Origin of the sequence: Nocardia africana NBRC 100379, assembly GCF_001612635.1 — a bacterium.
GTDB lineage: Bacteria > Actinomycetota > Actinomycetes > Mycobacteriales > Mycobacteriaceae > Nocardia > Nocardia africana.
This window is the reverse complement of record NZ_BDAV01000006.1, coordinates 732,172-756,002: the sequence shown is the minus strand read 5'-3', so window position 1 is coordinate 756,002 and position 23,831 is coordinate 732,172. Positions and strand designations below refer to the sequence as shown.

Genomic DNA, 23,831 nt, shown 5'->3' with positions numbered 1-23,831 from the left:
AGGTGACCGGTCAGCTCGCGTGGCGTTCCGGGACGGCCCAGATGCGCTGCACCACGGGGAATTCCGTGGTGTCGGCGCAGGGGTCGACCTCGACGTCCCCATCGAACTCCGGATACCACCGCGTGATGCCCGCAAGGGAATTCGCCGCATCGGGGATGTCCAGTTGCAGCTCGATGGTGTCGGTGAACGGGTCGATCACCGCGGCGCGGCGGGCCGGCTCCGGCGCGGCGTGGCGCGGGCGAAACCGTAGTCGATCGATGAAGTCATCGACGGAGGTGTATCCGGCCTCGTAGATCTCGGCCAGCAATCGTTCGGCGGGCGACGGGGCGTAGGATCCGCGCATAGTGTCCCTCGATTTATCGATGTTTCACACTACGGTGTTGTTCAGGGGCGATGGGGGCTGTCGGGGACGCAGCCCCCATCTGACCTGATGTTGCGACAGCGAGACGCTGTGGGCATGGCGACCCGCTCTGCAAGCCCCGGGCTATCGAGGCAGTCCGAGCCTAAGCCACCGCGGAGCAACCGCACGGCATTTCGGGGGAAACTTCACTAATTCGCAGACGCGAAATTCGTTGCGCCAGGCCGTACCAGACGGTCGTATCGAATCGCCCACCACACCTGTGCGCCGGTGTGGGCCCGGCGCAGATCGCACCCGGTCAGCTCCTCGAAACGGGCGATGCGATAGCGGACCGTATTGGGATGCACGATCAGTCGCTGTGCGGTCGCCTCGACGCGCATGCCGGTATCGAGATACGCGGTCACGGTGTCGATCAGCGTCGCCGCGGAGCCGCTGCTGCCCAGCGGCGCGAGATAGCGGCGGACGAGTTCGGCGCCGAGTTCGGGATCGGCAGCGACGCCCGGCAGCAGGCCGAGACCGTCGAATTCGCAGGTGCCGGTGTGGCCGAGGGCGGCCGCGGTGGCCAAGGCGCGGCCCGCCAGCCGAAACGACAGCGGGGCCTGCGCGAGCGGGCGCGGTGGCCCGAACGCCAGCAGTGCCGCACCAGGAATGGGGATCGTGCGGTCGGTGAACCCGGCGTAGTCCCCGTCGATCACGGTGCGGAAGGCGTAGTCCGCGCCCTGAGGTCGCAGCAGACGGTCGAATTCGCTCGGCGGTGCGGCGTCGGCGCGGGCGCGAAAGGCGCGGTAGTCGGCGTCCGCGCGGAGGCCGTAGCGCTGGATGCCCAACGTCAACTCGGTCGCCGACAGCGTGCCCGCCAGCACGGCGCGCGTGAATTCGGCACGCTGGATGCGGTCGTGGCCGGTCCGGGTGCGCTCGACCTCGTGGTGGGCGTCGGAGAACGAGGCCGCCGCATCGTCGACCAATTCGAGCAGATCACGGGTGATCTCGAACAGCACCGCGTCGTCGGCGCCGCAGTCGGCCGCCACCGCGCTCAGCGTTTCGAGGTGCAGGCGTTCGGCCAGACGCCAGGCGCGCAGCAGCGCCTCCATCGACACCGCCTGCGTGGCGCGGATACGCCCGTAGTCGGTCATCCGGGTGCCTTCGGACGATTCGGCATCGGCCGTACCGGCGAGGGAGGCGAACAGCCGGTCCATGATCGCCGTCGTCGTCGGAAGCAGATCGGCCGCCTCGACGGTGCGGTAGTCCGGAATCTCGGCGCGGGCCCGGTCGATGATGCGGGCGGCGAGAGCGTCACGCTCGGCCCGCATCCGCGCCAGCAAGCGTTGCCGCGGGGAACTCGGGACCTCGGACGATTCACTCATGACAGGCCCGAGAATACGCGCCACTTTGGAGAAACCAACAAAATGCCGCCCCCGAACTTCGACGGGAAATCCATGGCTGCCCAGCCTGTGGCGTACGACACTCATCGGAGTTCCTCCCCGTCGGAGCGAAGCGCAGACAGAAAGCAGAGACACCATGTATCTCACTCAGGGCCTGCACCGGGCCGTTCAGCAGAACCCCGACGGGGTCATGTCGATCTGTGGTGATCGCGTCCGCACCTTCGCCGAGGGCGCCGACCGGGTGGCGCGGCTCGCCGCGGCGTTGCGGCAGCTGGGTGTGGGCGAGGGCGATCGGGTCGCGATTCTGGCGCTGAACAGTGACCGGTATCTGGAGTACGTGCTGGCGGTGCCGTGGGCGGGGGCGATGCTCAATCCGGTCAACATTCGCTGGAGCCCGGCGGAAATCGCGTATTCGCTGGAGGATTCGGAGACCGCGGTCCTGCTGGTCGACGACACCTTCGCCGCGATGGTGCCGGCGCTGCGGGCGGCCGCGCCGGTGCTGCGCACCGTGATCCACTGCGGTGACGGTCCCGCGCCCGACGGCATGCTGTCGTACGAGGAATTGATCGCGGGTGCCGACCCTGTCGAGGATGTTCGCCGCGGCGGCGACGCACCGGCCGGAATCTTCTATACCGGCGGTACCACCGGTCACCCCAAGGGTGTGGTGCTCAGCCACGCCGGTCTGCAGATCTCGGGGCTGGGCAGTCTGTCCACCGGATATCTGGCGCAGCCCGGCGCTCGCTATCTGCACGCCGCTCCGATGTTCCACCTCGCCGATCTGGCCGGCTGCGTCACCCAGATCATGATGGGTGGCGCCCAGGTGATGGTTCCGGCCTTCGATCCCGTCGCGGTGATGACAGCGATTGCCGATCACCAGGTTACGGATACGCTGCTGGTGCCGGTGATGATCCAGATGATCGTCGACCATCCGCGGGTGCACGATGTCGATCTGTCCAGTGTGCGCGGCATCGTCTACGGGGCCTCGCCGATCGCGCAGGCCGTGCTCGAGCGGGCCATGCGGGCGTTCCCGCAGGCGCGCTTCGCCCAGGCCTACGGCATGACCGAATTGTCGCCCGTGGCAACGCTTCTCGGTCCCGAGGACCACCTGGCCGGACGGTTGCGCTCGGCTGGGCGCGCGGCCCCGCACGCCGAGGTGCGCATCGCCGATGCCGAGGACAACGAGGTGCCGCGCGGCACGGTCGGCGAGATCCTGGTTCGCGGCGGGCATGTGATGCTCGGCTACTGGAACCGGCCCGAGGAGACCGCGGCGGCACTGCGGGGCGGCTGGATGCACACCGGCGACGGCGGCTACATGGACGACGAGGGATACGTCTACATCGTCGACCGGATGAAGGACATGATCGTCAGCGGCGGCGAGAACGTGTACTCCGCCGAGGTGGAGAACGCCGTCTCCGCACATCCGTCGGTGGCGGCGTGCGCGGTGATCGGTGTCCCGGACGAGGAGTGGGGCGAGCGGGTGCACGCGGTGATCGTGTGCCATCCCGGCGCCACCGTCACGGCCGAGGAGATCCGCGACCACGCCAAGCGATTGATCGCCGGCTACAAGGCCCCGCGCACCATCGAACTGGTCGACGCCCTGCCGGTCTCCGGTGCGGGAAAGATCCTCAAACGTGAACTACGCAAACAGTATTGGGGCGATTCGGAGCGGCAGGTCCACTGATCGCGTCAATGCAGCAGGGCGGCCAGGTGGGGTAGCGCTTCGACGGGATGTGCGGCGGTGATCCCGGCGGCGATCTCGTGGAAATCCCAGCCGTGGCGTCCGCGGCGGAAAATCCCCACCACCATGCCGGTATCACCGTCGGTGCCGAGTTCGCGATCGACGATCACGGTGCCGTCGCCGGCGGTGACGCGGTAGCGCGCGTTGTCGATATCGGCGAAGGTCTGTCCGCTGTAGCAGGTGACGACCACGGCGACAGCGGTGATCTCGGGGCGCACCCGGGTCAGGTCGAGGGTGATGATCTCGTCGTCGCCCTCGTCCTCACCGTTGACGCTGTCGCCGAGCAGCCGCACCGCACCGTCGGCGGAGATCAGCTGCTGGTGATACACCACCTCCACCGGGTCGTCGCCGGCCAGCAGGACGGCGGCGGCGTTGAGGTCGATCGCGGTGCGGCGGGCGCCGAACCAGCGCCGGCCGCGGGTGGGGTCCCATCCCAGCCCCACGGTGGCGAATTCCACCGGACCCGTGGCGCCCTGTGGTTGCTCTCCGGACATCAGCCGCACCTCCCCGCCGCGCGGTGCGGCGTCGGTGCGCACCGGCTTCTCGCGGTCATTATCGACCATCGAGTGCGCGATGGTGACCGGCGGCCGATGCCGAAGCCCTGCCGTGCGCTGAAATCCTCTCGAACGCTGGTTATTTCAGCCGATGGGCCGATCGGTGGGCAGGTTGACGTAACTCGGTGCGTTCGGATCCAGGCGCAGATGCTGGGGCTTGAGCTCGGAATCGTTGAGCATCGGGCGGAACGGCATGGCCTTGGGCGCGTTGGCCGCGAACAGATCGATCCGCAGCCGATGCCCGATCTGCAGCCGAGCCTGGGTCGGGATCACCGCGATATCGAGGCCCACGGGTTCGCCGGGCGTCACCGGCTGCCGCGCCGCGGCGGTGAGCAGATGGAACGGAATCGTGTAGTCGCCGTTGGCGGATCGGCTGCTGCGGGCATCGTCGACGGCGCGCATGGAGACGGTGAGCTGGCCGGTGGTCAGTGCGGTGGAGGTGCCGTCGGGTGCGACGTCGTTGACGGTGGCGCTCCAGAATCCGTCGGTGGCGTCCTGCACGGTCTCGAGGTGGATGTCGATGGGCCCGGAGATGGCGGTCGGCGCGGAGACCGGGGCGCTGGTGAAGGTCAGCGCATCGTGTTCGGCCACCCGGGAGTCCTTGGCGCAGACATCGAGCATCGCCGCCGAACCGGCCGAACCCTGGGCCGCGTCCCGCGAGCAGAGGGTCGCCAGCCCCGGCGCCACGGTGAGTGTGGAGACCTCGGCCGGCGGCTGTGCGTTCAACGAGCCGTCGTGCACCGCCGCATCGGTGGTGCCGCTGGGCGCGGCGGTCAGATAGACCCGGCGGTGGTCGGCTCCCGGCTGCGGGTACTGCGGCAGCGTCACCCAGCCGCCGCCCTGCTCATTCAGCACGATGGGGCCGTAGCTGTCGATTCCGTTGTCGATGTCCTTGAGCCACTTGTCGAACCACGCTCGCTGCAACACCTCGAGCCGCGGCGGGGCGCCGGGTACGCCGGTGCCGGCGCCGGGATTGGCGTGATAGGTGTCGCCGACCACGAGCTGTTTCCGCCCGGCCGGCAGCGGGATGGCCTGATAGATCTTGGTGGCGCTGTTGGCGAAGATGTCGTGCCAGCCGCCGTAGACGAAGGTGGGCACGGTGACTCGTTCCGGATGTCCGGTAAGGGCCTGGCGGAAATCGCTGCCGGAGTCGAGCGCGTCCGCGAGGGCGGGCGGCATGTTGTCCATCGACGGCGTCAACAGGGCTTGGGCCAGCAGGTCCACATTGGTGGCCGGATCCGCCACCCGGGCGGCGAGCCACTTCCAGTCGAAGGTTCCGTCGAAGATGGACTTCAGATCGGGAATCAGCTTGAGCTGATTGACCGTTTGGAGCCACATCGGCAGGAAGGTGGTGCCGACGCCGCCGCCCGGCGCCACCACATCACGCATGAGATCGCTGCCGGGGACCACGGGGAAGATGGCGCGCAGCGCGGCCGGGGCGTCCTCTGCCGCCCGCAGCTGGTTGACGGCCGCGTACGAACCGCCGCTCATCGCCACCTTGCCGTTCGAGAACGGTTGTGCCGCAGCCCAATCGATCACCTCGCGGGTGTCCAGCTGTTCCCGCTCGCCCAGGGTCTCCCACCTGCCCTGGGACTGTCCGGTGCCGCGCACATCGGCGACCACCAGCGTGTAGCCGCTGCGGATCAGATTGCGGTCCAAGCCGAGGACGGTCGGCACGGTGCCGCCGTCGAGGGCGTGCAGCAGATCGCCGAAGCTGCTGATCGGGGTGCCGGAGAGGTTGATCTGCCGCACCAGGGACATGACCAGCGGCTGCAATTCGGGATTCTCCACCGCCGAGCCGACCAGATCGGTCATCAGCTTGGTGTAGGGCGTGAGATTGACGATGGTCGGCAGCGGCTGGGCGACGACCGCGCCGGAGGCGTCGACCGGCCGGTACACGTCGGCCTTCAGCACGATCCCGTCGCTCATCCGGATCCGGACATCGGAGTCCACGTGGACGTCCGGATATTGCTGCGGGCCGTCGTGCACGGCGGTCCACTGGTCCTCGCGGCCGGCGAGGCCGGGGGCGGCGGCATGCGGTAGGCCACCGAACAGAGCGGTGGCGGTCGCGGAGATCCCCACTGCCGCAACGGCAATCAGGGTTCGGACGGGCACGACGGGTTTGCGCGATCGCAGCTGCCCGAACATCACGCCCCTTCTCGGTTGAGTTTTCGCGCACGACTGGGCCGGTCATCGACGATAGCAATGTGCTACCGAGAAAGGCGGTAACGCGGCCCGGTGTCGCGCGCGGAACTCAGTCGCCGAGCCGGACCGGGAACTGGGCCAGATCGTTCTGCGTCAGCACGGGAAGGTTGTGGATCTCCTCCACGGGGACAGCCAGCGACAGCTGCGGGAACCGGTCGAACAACGCGGGCAGAGCGATCGAGGCTTCCAGCCGGGCGAGCGCGGCACCCGGGCAGATGTGCGGTCCGTGACCGAAACTGATGTGCCGCTTCGCCGTCGGCCGGGTGATGTCGAAGCCGTCGGCGTCGGCGCCGTGCACCGTGGTGTCGCGGCCGATGGCCCGATACGACATGACCACCCCCTCACCGCGTTCGATGACGGTGTCGCCGACGGTGATGTCCTCGGTCGCGAACCGCATCAGCAGATGTGTCACCGGGCCGTCCCAGCGCAGCGTCTCCTCGATCGCGGTCTCCCAGTCGATCTGCCCCGACCGCACCAGCGCGAACTGCGCCGGATGGGTGAGCAGGGCGCGCACGGTGGCGAGGATCAACGACACCGTGGTCTCGTGCCCGGCGGCGACCAGCGCCTGCAGATTGCCGACCACCTCGGCCTCGCTGAGCGGTTCGCCGCCGTCGGTGGCGAGGATCAGCGCGCTGGTCAGATCGTCGGCCGGGTCGGCGGCCTTCTTGCGCACCATCTCGGTGAAGTACTCGCCCATCCGCTCGATCACCGCGAGCCGCTCGTCCTGTGGGGTGAGCAGGGAGAAGAACGCCTTGTACCAGTCGAGCAGCATCGGATGGTCGGCGTGGTCGACGCCCATGAGCTCGCTGATCACGCGCATCGGCAGCGGATAGGCGAAAACCGATTTCAGGTCGACCGTGCCGTCGGCGGAGGCGGCGGCCAGATCGTCCAGCAGTGCGGCGACGGTCGATTCGATGAACGGGCGCAGAGAGGTCAGGCGGCGCGCGGTGAGCGCCTGGGTGGTCTTGATGCGCAGGCGGCGGTGTTCGGGGCCGTCGACGGTGAACATCGAGACTCCGACGTCGATCATGCCGATCAGCGGCCACTGCCGGGTGACCACGCCGTCGCGCCACAGCGACCAGGAGTTGATGTCCTTGACCAGCCGCGGGTCGACGAGTAACTGCCGGGCCAGGGTGTGACCGGTGACGGTCCAGGCCGGGACGCCCAGCAGTTCGATGCGGGTCAGCTGGCCGGCATCGCGTAATCGGGCGGTCTCACCGGCGAGGTCGCCGACCATCGGATCGATCACGAGCGGTGCGGCATGCGGGCAACTGGCATTCACGGGGTACCTCCCACGGTACGAACGGGTGTGAAGGTGACCGGCAGCGACGTCATTCCGCGCAGGAACGGCGACGGCCGGCGAGTCAGTTCGGTGGCGGCGATCGCGAGGTCGAGATCCGGCAGCCGGTCCAGCAGCACTTCGATCCCGGTGCGCGCGATGATCTCCGCGATCTGCTGGGCCGGGAAGGGACAGCGGTATTCGCCGTAGCTGAACGCGAAATGCGCGCTGTTGCCGCTGTGCGCGGGCGCGAGGGAATCGGAAAGGTCTTGGCGCACATGCGGATCGGCGTTCGCGCCGGCCAGTCCGAGCAGCAGCATATCGCCGCGCCGGATGGTCTTGTCGGCCAGCCGGGTGTCGCGCGAGGCCCACCGCCCGGCCAGAATCTGGGTGGGGGTGTCCTCCCACAGCACCTCGTTCATCGCCTGGCCGATGCTGTGGCGGCCCCCGCCGAGTGCGGCGGCGAAGCGGTCGTCGGTGAGCATCAGCCGCACCGAATTTCCCAGCCAGTCGCTGGTCGGCAGCTGGCCCGCGGCGGTGACGGCCATCAGGTCCAGCGCGTATTCCTCGTCGCTGAACCGTTCCGGCGAACGCAGCATCCGCGAGGTGAGATCGTCGCCCGGGCGCGACTTCTTCATCGCGACGAGTCGCTGCATATGGTCGGCGAACCGGCCGTAGGCCGCCTGCGCCTCGGCGCCGCCGTCGGCGAGCGTCTTCATCGTCCAGGCCAGATCCGCGCCCTGGTCGTCGGGGAATCCGATCACCCAGGCCAGCGCCAGCACCGGCAGCGGTTCGGCGAATTCCGCGATCAGGTCGGCGGTGCCGCGCCCACAGAAGCGGTCGATCAGCTGGTCGGCCAAATCCTCACAGGCCCTGCGTAATCCGAACGGGTCGACCTGTTCGAGCGCGGGTTCGACCATGGTCAGATGCCGCAGATGTTCGGCTCCGGCGGTGAAGTAGATCGACGGCATCGGGCGGCCGACCATCGGCAGCAGCGGCCAGTCCTCGGGGATGTTCGGCCACTGGTTCCAGCGCGCCACATCGCGCGGGAACAGTTCCGCATCGCTGGTGACCTGGTGAACCTCGCGATAACCGATCACCAGCCAGGCCGGGATTCCGCCGGGCAGTTCCACCGGGACCACCGGGCCGTGGGCGCGCCGCATCTCCCGGTACAACTGCTGCGGGTCGGTATGAAAACGCGGGCCGCTCAACGGAACCGGATCGGCGGGGGAGACCGGGCATCCGCCGGCGGTGACACCGGTCTGCGGCGCGGTCATCGGGCGGATCCCCGGGCAGCGGCCCGCACGCCGGCGGCGTGCAGATGTTCGACGAGGGCGATCAGCACCCGCTTACCCGAATCCCGCGAGCGCGCGTCGCATGCCACCAGTGGCACATGCGGATCCAGATCCAGGGCGGCGCGCAGTTGGGTGTCGTCGTGGGCGGTGGGCCCGAAGATGTTGCAGGCCACCACGAACGGAGTCTGCTGATGTTCGAGCCGGTCGATGGCGTACCAGGAATCGGTGATCCGGCGGGGGTCGACCAGCACGATCGCGCCCAGCGCGCCGGTGAACAACCGGTCCCACAGGAACCAGAAGCGCTCCTGGCCGGGCGCGCCGAACAGATACAGGACGTGCTCGGCGTCGATGGTGATGCGGCCGAAGTCGAAGGCGACCGTCGTGGTGGATTTGGCCGGTGCACCGGTGGGGTCGTCGATGCCGACGCCCAGCGAGGTCATCGTCGCCTCGGTGTCGAGCGGGCGGATCTCGCTGACCGCGCGGACCATGGTGGTCTTGCCGACGCCGAAACCGCCGACGATGACGACCTTGAGCCCGTGCCGGACGGTGTCGGCCAGCGGGGCCTGGGCCCGGGCGGGGCGATCGCCGGATTCGGTGCGGTGGGGATCAGAGGTTGCGGAGTCCAACGAGCACCTTCTCCAGTATCGCGGTGTCGGGCAAGGCATTCCACGGCGCCCACGCGGGCGCGGAATGCGGGTGGCGCACGGTGATCTTTCCGGCGTCGAGCAGGTCGGCCAGCAACACCATCGTGATGCCGACCGGCAGCCGTAGTTCGGCGGCGATCTCGACCACCGCCGTCGGCGCCCGGCAGATCTGGAGGATCGCGACCTGCTCGGACTGCATCCCCGGGGCCGGAACCGATTCGGCGACCACGAGTGTCACCAGATCGAAGGCGTCGGTCTCGGGGTGGCTACGGCCGCCGGTGAGGGTGTAGAGCCGGTCCGGGGTGTCGTCGCGGCCCGGCCTGGTCATCGCGGCCGCCTCACGGCCGCGGGCCGCGCGGCGCGGCGGACAGGTGTTCGCCGAGCTGTTCGACCAGTTCGCTCATGTTGTGGCCGACCAGCCCGGCATCTGCTTCGGCATCGGCGACGACCGCGATGTGGGCGCCCTGCCCGGCTTCGACGATGAACAGGATGCCGCCGTAGAACTCCGTCATCGACTGCCGCACGCCACTGCGCCCGTCGCCGAATTCGACCGAGGCGCCGTGCGAGAGGCTCTGGATACCGGCCGCGATCGCGGCCAGCTGATCGGCCTTGTCCACCGACAGTTCCGGGGTATGGCAGATCTTGAGGCCGTCACTGGACAGCAGCAGGGCGTGGCGGCTGTGCGGGGTGCGGGCCAGCAGCTGGTCCAGAAGCCAATCCAGGTGCGCCGGTACGGAAGTGGTCATCGATCGTTCTCCAGGGCAATCGAAGGGGAGGGGGAATCCGGGGCCGAGACCGCGCGCTGGAAGGCGCCGAGGGCTGAGGGTCGCGTCCGCGGGTAGGCCGAATCCTCGGCGGTGGCGCCGCGCAGGCCGTCGGGATGGACCGCGGCGAGCGTGCTGCCACGGCGGCGCTTGGGCAGTGGCTCCGCCGACCGGTCGATAGGCGGAAACTGTTGCGTGGCAGGTTGTTCCGTGGCCGAGGTGGGCACGCCTGCTTCCCGGTCGTCGGTGACGGGCGGTCCGAACGGACTCGCCGGAAGGGCGGCCGGAGTCGTGACCCGCTCCGCGGGCGGCAGCTGGATCGTCGCGGTGGAGCCGGGGGAGCGGTCCAGGCGCGTGGTCAGATCGCGCGGAACGACCACGACGACCGCCGTGCCGCCGATCGCCGACGGGCGATACGACACGGTGAGCGCGTGTTTGCGCGCCAGGTTGCCGACCACCGCGAGCCCGAGCCGGGTGCCGGTCAACGAGGACAGATCGGTATCGGCTCCGCGTCCGGTCAGGGTGCCTGATACCGCCTGTTCGGCGCGGCGCAGGGCGGATTCGCTCATCACGAGTCCGCTGTCCTCGATGGTGACCACGACGCCGGCCGGCACTTCGGCGGCGTAGACGTGGACTTCGGTGGTGGGCGGGGAGAAGTTGCACGCGTTGTCGATCAGCTCGGCCAGCGCGTGCATGACTCCCTCGGCGGCATGACCGGCGATCGCGATTTCGGCGACCGCGCGCAGGCGCACCCGGCGGTAGCCCGCGACGCGACCCATGGCGCCGCGCAGAATCGATTCCATCGCAATGGGTTTCGCCCACCGGCGACCGGAGCGGGCGCCGCTGAGCACGGCGATACTGTCGGCCAGGCGTCCGGCCTGCGCGGTGCGATGATCGAGGGTCAGCAGATCGGCCAGCACCGACGGATCGGCGTGCCGATGTTCCATTTCGCGCAGTTCGGCCAGCATCGAGGTGGTCATCGCCTGCATTCGCCCGGCGGCGCCGGCGAACGCCGCCATCGCGGCTACCCGGCGGTTCTCGCTGCCGCTCGCCTCCCGCCGCGCCACGGTCGCGGTGTCGTGGGCGGCGGCCAGGCGCGCCTCGCTCTCGGCGACGTAGTTCGCGGCCGCCCGCTCGGCTCGATCGTTCGCCTCCCGATAGCGAATTGCCTGGTCACGGTAGTGTCCGGCGAATCCCGACGTCACGGCCAAGGCGAGCCCCACGGCCCCGGCGGCGACAGCGAAGGCCACTCGTTCGGTCTCGGGCGCGAACCGGAGCATGCCGAGGCAGGCCGCGGCGCCGGTGAAGACACAGATCGTCGCGGGAAGGAGAAAGGCCGGTACTCGTCGCGCCGGCCGGGATGTGGCGGCCCCGCCGGGAGCCTGCGGTGAATTCACTGAATAGGTCACGATCGATACTTCCGGATCCACATCCACCTGTGCGGAGATGGCACAGTTCCCCCACCTTCCGCTGTGCACGGCTGACTCGAATGCGCGGACCGCCAGACGATTTCGAAATTCGCGCACGAGCATAACCCCGACCTCGAGGGTGCGCTACCCGAAGTGTTCACGCCGTCCGGCGCCTTCGAAATGCAAGTTTCACGGCGAGTTTTCGAAATGAAGAAATGTGATACCGAGTGTCCCGTTTCCGGGAAAACGCTGCTCGGCAACCATGTTCGAAAATACTGGCGAATGCGTCGTGTGGGCGATCGGCATGATCACGAACTGAAAACGTTGCGGCACAGCATCTTTGGGCAATTTAGTGAACAGCGTTCATTTCACCCTGAGCAGTGCTTTCCTTCGCGGTGCGGAGTGTCCGGTGAGCGGGAGCGCGCGCCGAGCCGAAACGTGTTTCGGTTACCGTCCGGGCATGGCCGCAGAACCGAACGACATCATCGATCCGCACCGCTACGGACCGTGGGCCGTCATCGCCGGCGGTTCGGAGGGGGTCGGCGCGGAGTTCGCCGACCGGCTCGCCGCCGCGGGGATCAATATCGTCCTGCTGGCGCGGCGGGAAGGCCCGCTGGCCGAGACCGCCGACCGTGTTGCCGCCCGTGGTGTCCAGGTCCGGACGGTGGTGGTCGATCTCACCGCGGCCGACGCACCGGCTCGCGTCGAATCCGCCACCGCCGACGTGGAGGTCGGTCTGCTCGTCTACAACGCGGGGGCCAACACCCACAGTGCCGAATTCCTCGACGGCGATCTCGATGCGTTCGCCGCCATGAACGCGCTGAACGTCACCGTGCCACTGGCGCTGGTCCATCATTTCGGGCGTGGCATGCGCGAACGGCGCCGCGGCGGCATCGTGCTGGTCGGCTCGCTCACCGGGTACTGCGGTTCGGCCCGCCACACCGTCTACGGCGGCTCCAAGGCGTATCTGCGGATCTTCGCCGAGAGCTTGTGGCTGGAACTGCGGGACTACAACGTCGATGTGCTGCATCTGGTGCTGGGTGTCACCCGGACGCCGGCGATGGCGCGGGCGGGATTGAATTTCGACATTCCCGGAATGCTCGTGGCCGAACCGGCCGATGTGGCGCGCGAAGGGCTCGAGCAGCTGGCGAACGGACCGGTGTTCGTCGCGGGCGGCAATGCCGAGACGGCGGCGCGCAGCAGCGGTCCGGACCGGGCGGCGATCGTGCTGGGCGGGCATCGCCGGATGCAGAAGCTGATCGGCGCCGAACCGGATCCGCGATGAGCGCGCCGCTGCGCCTGGCCCTGTCCTCGCCGATCGTGGTGCGGTTTCCCGGGCAGTACTCGCCGTGGGAGGCCGACGCCGGGACGGACGAGCTCGCCCGCATCGCCGAGGCCGCCGATCGGCTCGGATTCGACCACCTCACCTGCAGTGAACACACCGCGGTACCGGCGTCGGTGGCCGCGTCCCGAGGTGCGACCTATTGGGATCCGGTGGCCACGCTGTCGTATCTGGCCGCCCGCACCACCCGGATCCGGCTCGCCACCTCGGTGCTGGTGCTGCCGTACCACCACCCGCTCGAGATCGCCAAGCGCTACGGCACCCTGGACCGGATCAGTGGCGGGCGGGTCGTCCTGGGGGTCGGGGTGGGATCTCTGCGGGCGGAATTCGATCTGCTCGGGGCCACCTGGGAGGGGCGCGGAGAGCGCGCCGACGATGCGATAGCCGCGCTGCGCGCCGCGTTCGGCGTGCGCGAACCCGAGTATGCCGGAACGCATTACAGCTTCTCCGGGATGATCGTCGAACCGGCCGGAGTGCAGTTCCGGGTGCCGATCTGGGTGGGCGGGCGAACCATGCGCTCGCTGCGCCGCGCGGTCCGCTTCGGCGATGGGTGGATGCCGTTCGGGTTGCCGACGGCCGAGCTGAAAACGATGCTCTCGCAGGTCGATTCGCCGCCCGGGTTCGAGGTGGTGCTCCCCGCCGGTCCGCTGGACCCGCTGGGCGAGCCGGACCGGGTGACGCGGCGGCTGGCGGCTCTCGCGGATGCGGGCGCCACACTGGCCGGATGTACCGTCACCGCGAACTCGGCCGACCAGTACTGCGATCAGCTGGCGGTACTGGCCGAACTGGCGAACCGGTGAGCCCGAGAGAGAGGAGAACGCGATGGCCGAGATCGAACCGACGGACGTCCTGCGCCGATTGCGGCGGGTAGAGGACGAACTGGCGATCATGCGCCTCATCGCCTCCTACGGACCGCTGGTGGACGCCGGAGAGGCCGAGGCGACTGCCGAATTATGGTGTCCCGACGGCGAATACGATGTCGAGGGATGGCGGATGCGGGGCCGGGACCAGGTGCGCGCGATGGTGCACTCGCCCGCACATCAGGGCCTGATCAGGTCCGGTTCGGCGCATTTCCAGGGCCCCGCACGCATCGATATCGACGGCGACGAGGCGCTCGCGGTCTTCGAATCACTGCTGATACACCGCGAATCGGAGGGTTACGAGGTGCTGCGCGCGAGTGTGCACCGGCTCGAACTTCGCCGCGAATCCGACGGGTGGCGCATCGCCCGCCGCACCGGGCGCCTGCTCGACGGCGGTGAGCAGGCACGGGAACTCCTGTCCACCTTCGCGCGGCGAAGCGGGGACCGGCCGAAGACCGATCCCCGCGACTGAATCCCGTCTACTTGTCGGCGATGAGCCCGTACTCGGAGAGCAGCTGCCCGACCTCCGAACTCTCCAACTTCCCGATGAGCCTGCGCCGCAACGCCTCCGGACCCGGAATCTTCAGCGCGGCCCCGTCGCGCATGTGGCCGACCGCGTTGAGCAGGCTGCGGACGTCGTAGGTGGAGTTGAACACCTCCGGCACGCCGCGCTCGATGCCCAGCAGCCGATAAGCGGCCTCCATACCGGTGCGCACCGAGTACTCGGTGGTGAAGATGCAGTCCCGGCTCGTTTCGGCGAACTGGCCGATGAAGGCGAAGTTCACCGCGCCCTCCGGCACCACGTCGGGCCGATCACCGGCCTGGCGCGGCATGAAGAACGAGGTGACGTACGGCATCATCACCGGCACGCACTTCGCCGCCTCGGCCGCCAGTTCCGGGATGTCGTCGAGCGGAACGCCCAAGTGGTACAGCCACTCCTGGGTGATCTCCTCGCCGGTGCACTCCTGCATCGTCTTGTGCACGTAGTCGCCCGGCTTGTCGACGAACAGCGAGTAGACCCACACCACGATCTGATCGGCCGGCTGCTGTTTGAAGTGCGGCTGCCGGTTCACCGTCCAGCTCAGCAGCCAGCTCGAATCGCGGGCGGTGACGATTCCGCCGGTGACGACCTTGCCGCTGAACGGATCCCGCTTGCAGATCTTGCGGATGTATTCCGGGATGCGCTGATCGAGCGTGGTGACCGTCGCCGATTCCCATTTGGTCTCGGGGATATGGGATCCGAAGACGTCGGGGCGGCCGAAGGCGGGGTCCACGGCCGCGATCCGCCGCCACAATTCCCATGCGGGTGCCGGTCCCTCGTTCAGCTTCGCCGGGGTGTGGTGATCGCCCTCGTCGGAGTTCTCCACCAGCGACCCGATCGTGGTGAACAACAGATCGTCCGGGCCCAGCCGGACGCCACCCTCGACCCCGTCCGAAACCCAGTGAATACCGGTGGCCTGCTTGCGATCCGGGGTGATGTCGAAGTCGATGTCGGTGACCTCGGTATCGAACCGGACCGTCACGCCCTGATCGAGCAGCCACCGATACAGCGGCAGCACCAGCGATTCGTACTGGTTGTACTTGGTGAACTTCAGTGCCGAGAAGTCCGGCAGTCCGCCGATGTGGTGGACGAACCGGTGCAGGTACAGCTTCATCTCCAGCGCGCTGTGCCACTCCTCGAAGGCGAACATCGTGCGCCAGTACAGCCAGAAGTTGCTTTGCAGGAAGTCCTTGCCGAACACTTCGTCGATGCGCTTGTTCTCCATCTCCTCGCGGGTGGCGAGGAAGATCTTCGCGAGGTCCTTCTGTGCCCTGTCGTTCAGCGCGAAGAGCCCGTCGGTATGCGCGTCCTGTCCGCGATCCACGGTGGCGCGCTGCAGCGAGTAGTTCGGATCGTCCTTGTTCAGCCAGTAGAACTCGTCGAGAACGCTCGCGCCCTCGATCTCGATCGAGGGCACCGATCGGAACAGATCCCACAGGCATTCGAAGTGGTTCTCCATCTCGCGGCCACCACGGATGACGAAACCCTTTGCCGGCTCCTTGATTCCGTCGAGCGCGCCGCCGGGCAGCTTCAAGCGCTCCAGGATGGTGATCCGGTCACCGGACATCTGCCCGTCGCGGATCAGGAAGGCCGCGCCCGACAGCGAGGCCAGGCCCGCCCCGACGAACCACGCCGTCTTGTCGTCGACGCCCTCGGGTTTGCGCGGGCGAGCGAACGCCTCGTAGTTGCCGCTGCTGTAGTACATCCGGGTCTTCTCCTGCCTGTAGGTTGTTCGCGCCCCGACTATCGAATGTGACTGTGCTGTAACCCCTTACGCGTTGTATCGATAGAAGCCCTCACCGCTGGCCAGGCCGAGCTTGCCCTTGTCGATGTATTCCGACTTCAGCCACTGCGCCAGCTTCTGGCCGTCCTCGCCGCTGTTGACCAGGATGTTGTACGGCGTGGTGAGACCGACGATGTCGAGGATCTGGAAGGGGCCGGCGGGTGCGCCGGTGCCGATGCGCCAGGTCTCGTCGACCGCCTTCGGCTCGGCGTAGCCGCCCGCCGCCAGCGCCATCGCCGAGTTGAGGAACGGCACGAGCAGCGAGTTGAGGACGTAGCCGGCCTTCTCCTTGTGCAGTTCGATCGGCACCATGCCGATGGCACGGGCGAATTCCACCACCGCCTGGTACACCTTCGGATCGGTGTCCTCGGTACCCATGACCTCGGCGGTGTTGAAGTGCCACACCTGATTCGCGAAGTGCAGAGCGAGGAATCGGTCCGGGCGCCCGGTGGCGTCCTTCATATCGCTGGGCAGCAGCGTCGAGGAGTTGGTGGCGAAGATGGTGTGCTCGGGCGCGAGTTCGCCGAGCCGGTGATAGGTGTCCTGTTTGATCGACAGCACCTCGGGCACCGCCTCGATGATCAGGTCCGCGTCCCGGGCGGCCTCGGCGAGATCGCTGGTGAGCGCGATGCCCGCGGCGGTGGCCTCGGCCTTGCCGTCGCCCGCGCCCGGTACCTGCTCACGGTAGGTGGCCGCGAGTTTGTCGAAACGCTCGTGCGCCGCTGTCAGCGCCTCGTCGTTGATGTCGTAGGCGGTCACCTCGAAACCGTGGAAGGCGGTCTGGAAGGCGATCTGGGATCCCAGGACTCCGGTCCCGAGGACGCTCACCTTGCGAATCGTGCCGGACATGTCGACTCCGTTCTGCGGACCGTGGCCCGCGTTGGTGTTCTTCAGATTCCGGTGGCCGCGGCGCTGCGGAAACCGGCGACGAGCTGAGCGATCTGGGCGTGCAGATCGTCGATGGGATCGTGGTGGGGGTGGATGCCGGTGGACGGGCGCACCAGTGCCATGTGCAGTACCGCGAAGAGACTGCGGCCCGCCAGGCGAGCCGCCTCCCGCTGCGCGGCCGTCGGCTCGCCGGAGTCCGCAACAGCGGTCAGCAGGATTTCGGCGAGGACCGACTCGAGCCGCGCCACCAACGCCAGCCCCTGTTCCCGGTAGGTTTCCTCGGGCGGGCCGAACAGCAATTCGCGCTGGTAGGCGATGGTGTTCTCGGTATTGCGCGCGGCCGCGACCAGGATCGGCCGCAGCAGTGCCGTGATCGCGCCGACCGGATCGGCGATATCGCGCGCGCGGCGGGCGCCGGTCTCGAGTGCCGACCGGAAATCCTCGTTGTAGACCATGAGCAACAGCTGGCCCTTGGACGAGGCGTAGCGGAACAACGTGCCCGCGGCGATATCGGCCCGATCGGAGATCTGCTGGGTGGTGACGGCGGCGAACCCGTGTTCGGCAAACAACCGCGCGGCCACCTCGAAGATCCGGCTCTGCTTCTCGCGCATATTGCGCGCCCGCCGCCCGACCTGCTGGCTCTGCTGTGTACTCGCCACCCGACACCTCCTATCGGTCAGATAAGAATGAGTGCACTCATTAATGAGCATACTCAGAGCTACTGGAAGCGCAACACGTCCAGCATGACCTCGGACATCTGTGCCGGTCATGGCCTCGTCCCAGGCGTGGCCCGTTCGTGATGGCCGGCCCGCCCGCGACAATGGACCGACCGTGGTCGCGGCGACCGCGGCAGCGAAGGAGGGCCACGATGGCCGAACGGGTGACCACCGAGCGTGAGATCACCGCGAGTGTCGATCTGTGCACGCCGCGGGGCCGGCTGAATCCCGACGCGGTGGGCTGGACTCGGCGGCCGCTGCACCGGGCGAATCTGCGCGGCTGGGGTCGCACCAAGCGGTGGGAGTACTGGGGCATCGTCACCCCCGGCCACATCATCGGAATCGTGCTGACGTCGCTGGATTACGCCGGGCTGCAGGGGATTTATATCCTCGATCGGGCGAACGGCACCGAGATCGTCAAGGATGTGGTGAAGGCGTTCGCCCGCGGTGTGCACCTTCCCGATCGCAGCGGTGTCGGCACCGCGTCCGGACATGCCGGCGATCTGGTGATCGAATTGCGAAACGATCCGGGCGGCACCAGGATTCACGCCGCCACCCCGCGCATCGATATCGATCTGACGGCCGGGCTGCCGGCGGGACACGAATCGCTCGGTGTCGTGGTGCCGTGGAGTGGAAAGCGCTTCCAGTACACCGTGAAGGATCTCGGCCGTCCGGTATCGGGCACCCTCACCGTGGACGGCGTCGCCTACGTGATCGACGACGGGTTCGCCGTCCTCGATCACGGACGCGGGAAGTGGCCGTACTCCATCGCGTGGAACTGGGCCGCGGGCTGCGGTCCGGAGACGGCGATCCAGCTCGGCGGCAGGTGGACCGACGGCACCGGTTCGACCGAGAACGCGCTGTTCGTGCGCGGCCGGTTGCACAAGATCGGCGATGAGCTGGAATGGGAGTACGACCGCCGGGATTGGTTGCGGCCCTGGCGGATTCGCGGCCCGCGCGTCGCCGTGGAGTTCACTCCCTTCCATGTGCGCGAATCCCGGACCGCGCTGGGAGTCCTGGCCAACGACACCCATCAGTGTTTCGGGCACTTCACCGGCCGCGCCCGCACCGACGAGGGGGACTGGGTGGAGTTCGACGGCCTCACCGGCTGGGCGGAAGAGGCGCGCAACCGCTGGTGATCCGAACGCTACGTACTCGCAACAGCTATCGCGTTCTCGGATGCGATGATCGGACTCGCACCCGTTTCTGATCGAGGTCGAGGAGACAGCAGATGAGCTTTCCGCAGCGGTACGGGCCGTGGGCGTTGGTGGTCGGTGCCGCACTGGGACTGGGGGCCGAATTCTGCCGTCAGCTCGCCGAGCGCGGCCTGAGCCTCGTCATGGTCGCGCTCGAGAAGGACGAACTCGACACGCTGGCAACGGATCTGGCCGACCGCTACGGAATCCGCACCCACACCGTCACCGGCGACATCACCGCGCCCGAGGTGCTGGAATCGGTGGCGCTGCTGGTCGACGACATCGAACTGGGCCTGATCGTCTACAACGCCGGGCTCTCGGTGTGTGGCATGTGGCTGGATACACCGCTGGAACGGCATCTGAAGACGATCGATATCAACGTGACCGCGATGATGACCGTGCTGCACCGATTCGTCCCGCCGATGATCGACCGCGGCCGCGGCGGGGTGATTCTGCTCAGCTCCATGTCCGGCCTGCTCGGCACCCCCATGTACGCCTCGTACGCGGGCACCAAGGCGCTGACACTGAATCTCGCCGAATCACTGTGGGACGAATGGCGTCCGCACGGCGTCGACGTCGTCGCGGTCGTGCCCGGCCCCACCGACACCCCGGCTACCGCGCCGACCAGCCGCGCACGGTCCGCAATTCCCCGAAGGTGATGCCGGTGGCCCCGGTGGTCGCCGCCGGCCTGGCCGCACTCGGCAGACAACCCTCGGTGATCCCCGGTCGCGCCAACCGCTTCAACGGCACACTGCTGTCCCGAATACTGCCCCGCAAGACCGCCGTCGCCCTCATGGGCAAGAACATGCGAGAGATATACGCCGGGAAATAGACGAAGGCGGCAGCGCCGGCCTGTCACGGAGCGTCCGAATGTCCTGGAGCCGAGTCGGATTCAGGAGGCGAAGCGCGCGTCGATCCAGGCGAGGGCGTCGGGGAGTGAGGCCTGCAGGATGCCGCGGTGGTCGGCGCCGGGGTAGGTCCGGTAGGTGACCTGCTGATCGGCCAGGCGCAGACGGGCGACCATCGCGTCGGTCGCGCGCGGGGGCACCGTCGTGTCGTCGCTGCCCTGCGCCACCAGCAGCGGCACGTCGATGCGCAGTGTGCTGGGATCGTTGTCGGTCAGGACGCGGAGGAGGGGTGTGGCGTCGCCGAGCGGACTGAACGCCGCGTCGGCGGGCAGGCCGCCCCAGCTGTCCGGCGCGCGCAAGGCGCCGAGGCATCCGGTGTCGGCCTCGGGCAGCAGGCTCAGTGCGCGCGGGGTCAGGAAGCGGGAGGGATCGATGTTCCCGGCGGTCTGCGCGCCGCGAATCAGTAACGGCAGGAACGCATTCGAGTTGCCGAGCGCGCCGGTCAGGGCAGCGCCCGCCCCGACCGTGCTCGCCAGCCGCTGCGCTCCGATGCCGAATTCCACCTGCGACGCCGGTGCGAGTGCCACCACACCGCGCAGATCGAGTCCGGGTGCCCAGGCGCGGGCCTGCGCATCGGTGAAGATCGCCGCCTGGCCGCCCTGCGAGTGGCCGATCGCCGCCCACCGCGTGCCGATCGACGCGTCGAGTTCGCGGGCGGCCAGCGCCATATCCGCGACGGCGCGCGCCTCGGTGGCGCCGATCAGGTAGCCGTGCGGGCCCGGTGTGCCGAGCCCTTGGTAATCGGTCTGCGCCACCGCGTATCCGGCCGCGAGCCAGCGCTGCTGTACCTCGCGCACCTGCGCGGTGTAGTCGTGGGCGGGGTAGTCGGGACCGGTGTCGCGCGAGGGGGCGCAGATATCGGCCACTCCGGTGGTGCCGTGCGCCCACGAGATGAGCGGCCAGCCGTCCGGTGGCGGTGTGCCGTCGGGCACCGCCAGCGTTCCCGAGACCGCGACCGGATGGCCCTGCAGATCCACCGAGCGATACAGCACGAGCAGATTCCGCGCCCCGGGCAGGCCCGGATCGCCGGTGATGCTGCGGGCCCGGATCACCGAGCCGTGCGGTCCGGCGATCGCCCCGGCCGGTGCGTCGTAGAAGGCCTGCCCCTCCCATGCGGCCGTCGTGTCGGAGGGGTCCGCCGACGCGGCGGCGGCCGCGGTCGCGATCGATGCCAATGCCGCGACGACCACCAGCGGACCGAGTCGCGCCCGGCGATTGCGGGCGATCTTGGCCGGTGTCGAATCGCGAGACATGGATCCAACATAACCGCGCCGTGTAGAGACCGACCACCGCGCCGGAACCATTGTGGCTCAACTTGTCTGCATATCGATACCTGCGCGCAACTAGGCGGTTCGACGTTCGTGCCGGGAACCGCGACGCCGTACGCTGAGAAATTGCTGCATCGAGCGGCATGCGCCGTCTGCCCGGCGTGACCACCGTCGGCCGCGATTGGCGTTACTTATTCGGAACGAACGATGCCGCCTCCCGTTCTCCCGGGTAATCTCGGCGCGGAAACCGCTCGCCGAGATGAAGTGGAGCGACCTATGACGGAATCGGTTGACGCGCATACCGCGGACGAGCCCGACCGGCCCATCCTGGTCGGCGTCGACGGCTCGGAGATTTCCTATCAGGCGGTGGCCTGGGCGGCGGTCGACGCCGTGCTGCACGGGCGGCGTCTGAACATCGTCACCTCGGCCACGCTGCCGACCGGTTTCGGCTCGGAGGTGTGGACCGGTGGGGCCGATTGGGTGCGCGCGGACGGTGAGCGCATCGTCGCCGAGGCGCGCCGGATCGCCGGATTGGTCGAGGGGCCGCTGGAGGTCGATGCCGAGCTGGTGTTCGATCCGATCATCCCGACCCTGATCAAACGCTCGGAACGGGCCTATCGCGTGGTGGTCGGCAGTCGCGGGCGTGGCGCCGTCCGGCGGGTGCTGCTCGGTTCGGTGAGTTCGGCGGTGGTGCAGCGGGCGAACTGCCCGGTCGCGGTGATCCCCGGAAATTCCGCGACCGACATGGTGACCGCGGCGAAGCCGGTGGTGGTCGGTGTCGACGGCACCGAGAACAGCGAACCCGCCATCGGCGTCGCCTTCGACGAGGCGTCGCGGCGGAAGGTGCCGCTGATCGCCGTGCACACCTGGAGCGATATCAGCCTGCCCGAGGTCGCGGTGGCCGGCTGGGACGCCGTGCGCGAATCGGAGCGCGCCGCTCTCTCGGAGAGTCTGGCCGGATGGCGGGAACAGTATCCGGATGTCGATGTGCGGCCGGTGGTCTGGGCCGATCGGCCGGCTCGTGCGCTGCTCGCCGAATCCGAACACTCCCAGCTGGTGGTGGTCGGCAGTCACGGCCGCGGCGGATTCACCGGCATGCTGCTCGGTTCGACCAGCCATGCCCTGCTGCAGTCCTCCGAATGCCCGGTGATCGTGGTCCGCAGGCGGTGAGACCGACGCCGGGCGGCAGACCGGCCGCCCGGCGATATCCGTCGATCACACCGCCGAGAACTCCAACTCCAACTCCGGCTCGTTCGCCGGCGCCATGCTCACCGGCAGCGCCGCGAGTCCGCGGATCAGCAGACTCCGACGCCAGATCGGTTCCCCGTACTCGGGGTCCAGGGACAGCTCCGGAATACGATCGAGCAGCCGGTTGATCGCGATGGTGGCCTCCATCCGGGCCAGGGCCGCGCCGAGGCAGAAGTGGATGCCGTGCCCGAAGGCGATATGCCGAGTGTCCGCACGATCGACGTCGATCCGATCCGGGTGGGTGAAGCGGTCGGCGTCGCGGTTGGCGGCCGCCAGCGAGATCATGATGAATTCGCCGGCGCCTATCTCCCGGCCGCCCAGCACGATCGGCCGGGTGGTGTAGCGCGCGGTGGCCAGGTGCACCGGCCCCTGGCTGCGCAGAATTTCCTCGACATAGGCCGGAACGGTTTCCGGCTCGGCCCGCAGCCGGTCGGCGATGTGCGGATTCCGCAGCATCTCGTAGACCGCGTTGCCGATCAGGTTGACCGTGGTTTCGTGCCCGGCCGCCAGCAGGAGCAACAGCATCGAGATCAGCTCGCTCTGGTCGAGCCGGTCGCCGTCCTCCTTCGCGACGATCAGCTCCGAGAGCAGATCGTCGCCGGGGCTGTCGGTACGCGCGGCGATCAGCTTCGTCATATAGGTGAAGAAACCGATGCCCGCGGTGGTGCGCTCCTCGATCGGCGCGGAATCGTTGACGACCACCGCCGTCCACGCGCGGAAATCGTCCTTGTCGTCGTCCGGAACACCCAGCAGTTCGCAGATCACGGCGACCGGTAGCGGAAAGGCATAGGCGTCCAGCAGGTCGACCCGATCGCGGGTGCCCATCTCCGCGAGCAGTTCGTCCGCGATGGTGGTGATGCGGGGACCCAGTTCGCGGATGGCGCGGCCGGTGAAGGCCTTGGTCACGAGTTTGCGCAGGCGAGTGTGCTGCGGCGGGTCCGCGAACAGCATATTGTCGTTGATCGCGCCGTTGAACTGGTCGACCGCGCCGTTCTGCGCCAGCACGGCCCGGCCTTCCGGGGAGCCGATCTTCTTGCTGATTCCGGGCTCGAGAAAGGCCTGCTTGGCGACGTCGTGATCGACCACCAACCAGCCCAGCACCCCGTCCAGCCGGATGCGATGGATCGGGCCGCGGGCCCGGAGCTCCCGGTAGACCGCGTGCGGGTCCTGGTAGAAGTCGTCGGTCAGTTCGAGGATCGCGTCCGCGGCCTGCACCGAATCCGAATATGTCACGTGCCAAAGTCCTTTCGATGTTCGATCGACATCCGATGTGCGGCCGATGCGGCGCCGCGGGCAGGCCGGAGACAGGACGAGTCGACACGGCGTAACGGCGCGGCAAACCCAGGGCGACGACGCAGCTGTGGAGGGCGTCCCGCCGGGCAGGCATCGGTGAGGGTCGAGCACTAGCACTCGGTCTATTGACCAGGAAAAGCCCATGGAGAGAACAACTTCG

23 protein-coding genes are annotated in these 23,831 nt (G+C 68.3%); 8 read left to right on the top strand and 15 right to left on the bottom strand.

The features are described 5' to 3' along the window. Positions 1–10: 10 nt before the first annotated feature. On the bottom strand, positions 11–343 hold the full coding sequence (locus NA3_RS11680) for a hypothetical protein (RefSeq protein WP_062963507.1): 333 nt from the start codon (positions 341–343) through the stop codon (positions 11–13). A 206-nt stretch (positions 344–549) separates the two neighbouring features. Then, positions 550–1,722, bottom strand: coding sequence for a helix-turn-helix domain-containing protein (locus NA3_RS11675; RefSeq protein ID WP_062963506.1), 1,173 nt, complete (start codon positions 1,720–1,722; stop codon positions 550–552). 154 nt (positions 1,723–1,876) lie between these two features. Here NA3_RS11675 and NA3_RS11670 point away from each other — a divergent pair, with 154 nt between their 5' ends. Then, on the top strand, positions 1,877–3,421 hold the full coding sequence (locus tag NA3_RS11670; protein ID WP_062963505.1) for a long-chain-fatty-acid--CoA ligase: 1,545 nt from the start codon (positions 1,877–1,879) through the stop codon (positions 3,419–3,421). A 5-nt stretch (positions 3,422–3,426) separates the two neighbouring features. Here NA3_RS11670 and NA3_RS11665 read toward each other — a convergent pair whose 3' ends face one another. From NA3_RS11665 to NA3_RS11630, 8 genes are all read right to left on the bottom strand, one after another. Continuing rightward, positions 3,427–4,041 carry a TerD family protein gene (locus tag NA3_RS11665; RefSeq protein WP_227995361.1) on the bottom strand — a complete coding sequence of 205 codons (615 nt, stop codon included), beginning with the start codon at positions 4,039–4,041 and terminating at the stop codon, positions 3,427–3,429. Positions 4,042–4,116: 75 nt separating this feature from the next. Then, complete coding sequence (locus NA3_RS11660; RefSeq protein ID WP_062963504.1) at positions 4,117–6,180, bottom strand: CocE/NonD family hydrolase; 2,064 nt, start codon at positions 6,178–6,180, stop codon at positions 4,117–4,119. Between the two features lie 106 nt (positions 6,181–6,286). Continuing rightward, complete coding sequence (locus NA3_RS11655; RefSeq protein WP_062963503.1) at positions 6,287–7,519, bottom strand: cytochrome P450 family protein; 1,233 nt, start codon at positions 7,517–7,519, stop codon at positions 6,287–6,289. After that, positions 7,516–8,793 carry a cytochrome P450 gene (locus NA3_RS11650; RefSeq protein WP_062963502.1) on the bottom strand — a complete coding sequence of 426 codons (1,278 nt, stop codon included), beginning with the start codon at positions 8,791–8,793 and terminating at the stop codon, positions 7,516–7,518. Before NA3_RS11650 ends, NA3_RS11655 begins: the two co-directional genes overlap by 4 nt. Next, entirely contained in the window at positions 8,790–9,437 is a 648-nt protein-coding gene (locus NA3_RS11645) for a GTP-binding protein (RefSeq protein WP_062963501.1), read from the bottom strand. Before NA3_RS11645 ends, NA3_RS11650 begins: the two co-directional genes overlap by 4 nt. Next, positions 9,418–9,783, bottom strand: coding sequence for a DUF742 domain-containing protein (locus NA3_RS11640; RefSeq protein ID WP_062963500.1), 366 nt, complete (start codon positions 9,781–9,783; stop codon positions 9,418–9,420). The genes NA3_RS11645 and NA3_RS11640 overlap by 20 nt, the downstream gene beginning before the upstream one ends. 10 nt (positions 9,784–9,793) lie before the next feature. Continuing rightward, positions 9,794–10,201 (bottom strand): roadblock/LC7 domain-containing protein, encoded by a 408-nt coding sequence (locus tag NA3_RS11635; RefSeq protein ID WP_062963499.1) that lies wholly within the window; start codon positions 10,199–10,201, stop codon positions 9,794–9,796. After that, a complete protein-coding gene (locus tag NA3_RS11630) occupies positions 10,198–11,628 on the bottom strand; it encodes a sensor histidine kinase (RefSeq protein WP_227995360.1) in 1,431 nt (476 codons plus the stop codon). Before NA3_RS11630 ends, NA3_RS11635 begins: the two co-directional genes overlap by 4 nt. 481 nt (positions 11,629–12,109) lie before the next feature. Between NA3_RS11630 and NA3_RS11625 the strand changes: the two genes are divergently transcribed. From NA3_RS11625 to NA3_RS11615, 3 genes are read left to right on the top strand one after another with little or no spacing between them, the layout of a single operon-like run. Further along, the gene (locus NA3_RS11625) at positions 12,110–12,913 is read left to right on the top strand and encodes an SDR family NAD(P)-dependent oxidoreductase (protein ID WP_062963653.1); all 804 of its coding nucleotides are present in this window, start codon (positions 12,110–12,112) and stop codon (positions 12,911–12,913) included. After that, positions 12,910–13,770: a TIGR03619 family F420-dependent LLM class oxidoreductase gene (locus tag NA3_RS11620; RefSeq protein WP_372464247.1), complete on the top strand. Its 861-nt coding sequence runs from the start codon at positions 12,910–12,912 to the stop codon at positions 13,768–13,770. Before NA3_RS11625 ends, NA3_RS11620 begins: the two co-directional genes overlap by 4 nt. Before the next feature lie 22 nt (positions 13,771–13,792). Further along, positions 13,793–14,302, top strand: a complete 510-nt coding sequence (locus NA3_RS11615) for a nuclear transport factor 2 family protein (RefSeq protein WP_062963498.1) — start codon at positions 13,793–13,795, stop codon at positions 14,300–14,302. 7 nt (positions 14,303–14,309) lie between these two features. Here NA3_RS11615 and NA3_RS11610 read toward each other — a convergent pair whose 3' ends face one another. From NA3_RS11610 to NA3_RS11600, 3 genes are all read right to left on the bottom strand, one after another. After that, entirely contained in the window at positions 14,310–16,076 is a 1,767-nt protein-coding gene (locus NA3_RS11610) for an oleate hydratase (protein WP_062963497.1), read from the bottom strand. A gap of 66 nt (positions 16,077–16,142) precedes the next feature. Continuing rightward, positions 16,143–17,003, bottom strand: coding sequence for a 3-hydroxyacyl-CoA dehydrogenase (locus tag NA3_RS11605; protein WP_062963496.1), 861 nt, complete (start codon positions 17,001–17,003; stop codon positions 16,143–16,145). Between the two features lie 41 nt (positions 17,004–17,044). Continuing rightward, positions 17,045–17,701: a TetR/AcrR family transcriptional regulator gene (locus NA3_RS11600; protein WP_227995359.1), complete on the bottom strand. Its 657-nt coding sequence runs from the start codon at positions 17,699–17,701 to the stop codon at positions 17,045–17,047. A gap of 209 nt (positions 17,702–17,910) precedes the next feature. Here NA3_RS11600 and NA3_RS11595 point away from each other — a divergent pair, with 209 nt between their 5' ends. The 3 genes from NA3_RS11595 to NA3_RS36835 all read left to right on the top strand — a co-directional run bounded on the left by NA3_RS11595 (position 17,911) and on the right by NA3_RS36835 (position 19,786). After that, complete coding sequence (locus NA3_RS11595) at positions 17,911–18,897, top strand: DUF2804 domain-containing protein (protein WP_218021803.1); 987 nt, start codon at positions 17,911–17,913, stop codon at positions 18,895–18,897. 92 nt (positions 18,898–18,989) lie between these two features. Next, positions 18,990–19,613, top strand: a complete 624-nt coding sequence (locus tag NA3_RS11590) for an SDR family NAD(P)-dependent oxidoreductase (protein ID WP_062963495.1) — start codon at positions 18,990–18,992, stop codon at positions 19,611–19,613. 5 nt (positions 19,614–19,618) lie between these two features. Further along, positions 19,619–19,786 carry a hypothetical protein gene (locus tag NA3_RS36835; protein ID WP_157126545.1) on the top strand — a complete coding sequence of 56 codons (168 nt, stop codon included), beginning with the start codon at positions 19,619–19,621 and terminating at the stop codon, positions 19,784–19,786. Positions 19,787–19,846: 60 nt separating this feature from the next. Here NA3_RS36835 and NA3_RS11585 read toward each other — a convergent pair whose 3' ends face one another. Continuing rightward, positions 19,847–21,115, bottom strand: a complete 1,269-nt coding sequence (locus tag NA3_RS11585; protein WP_062963494.1) for an alpha/beta hydrolase family protein — start codon at positions 21,113–21,115, stop codon at positions 19,847–19,849. A 291-nt stretch (positions 21,116–21,406) separates the two neighbouring features. On the opposite strand from NA3_RS11585, the gene NA3_RS11580 reads away from it, so the two are divergent. Next, positions 21,407–22,300: a universal stress protein gene (locus NA3_RS11580; protein WP_062963493.1), complete on the top strand. Its 894-nt coding sequence runs from the start codon at positions 21,407–21,409 to the stop codon at positions 22,298–22,300. 45 nt (positions 22,301–22,345) lie between these two features. Here NA3_RS11580 and NA3_RS11575 read toward each other — a convergent pair whose 3' ends face one another. Further along, positions 22,346–23,611 (bottom strand): cytochrome P450 family protein, encoded by a 1,266-nt coding sequence (locus NA3_RS11575; RefSeq protein ID WP_227995358.1) that lies wholly within the window; start codon positions 23,609–23,611, stop codon positions 22,346–22,348. Between the last annotated feature and the right edge of the window lie 220 nt (positions 23,612–23,831).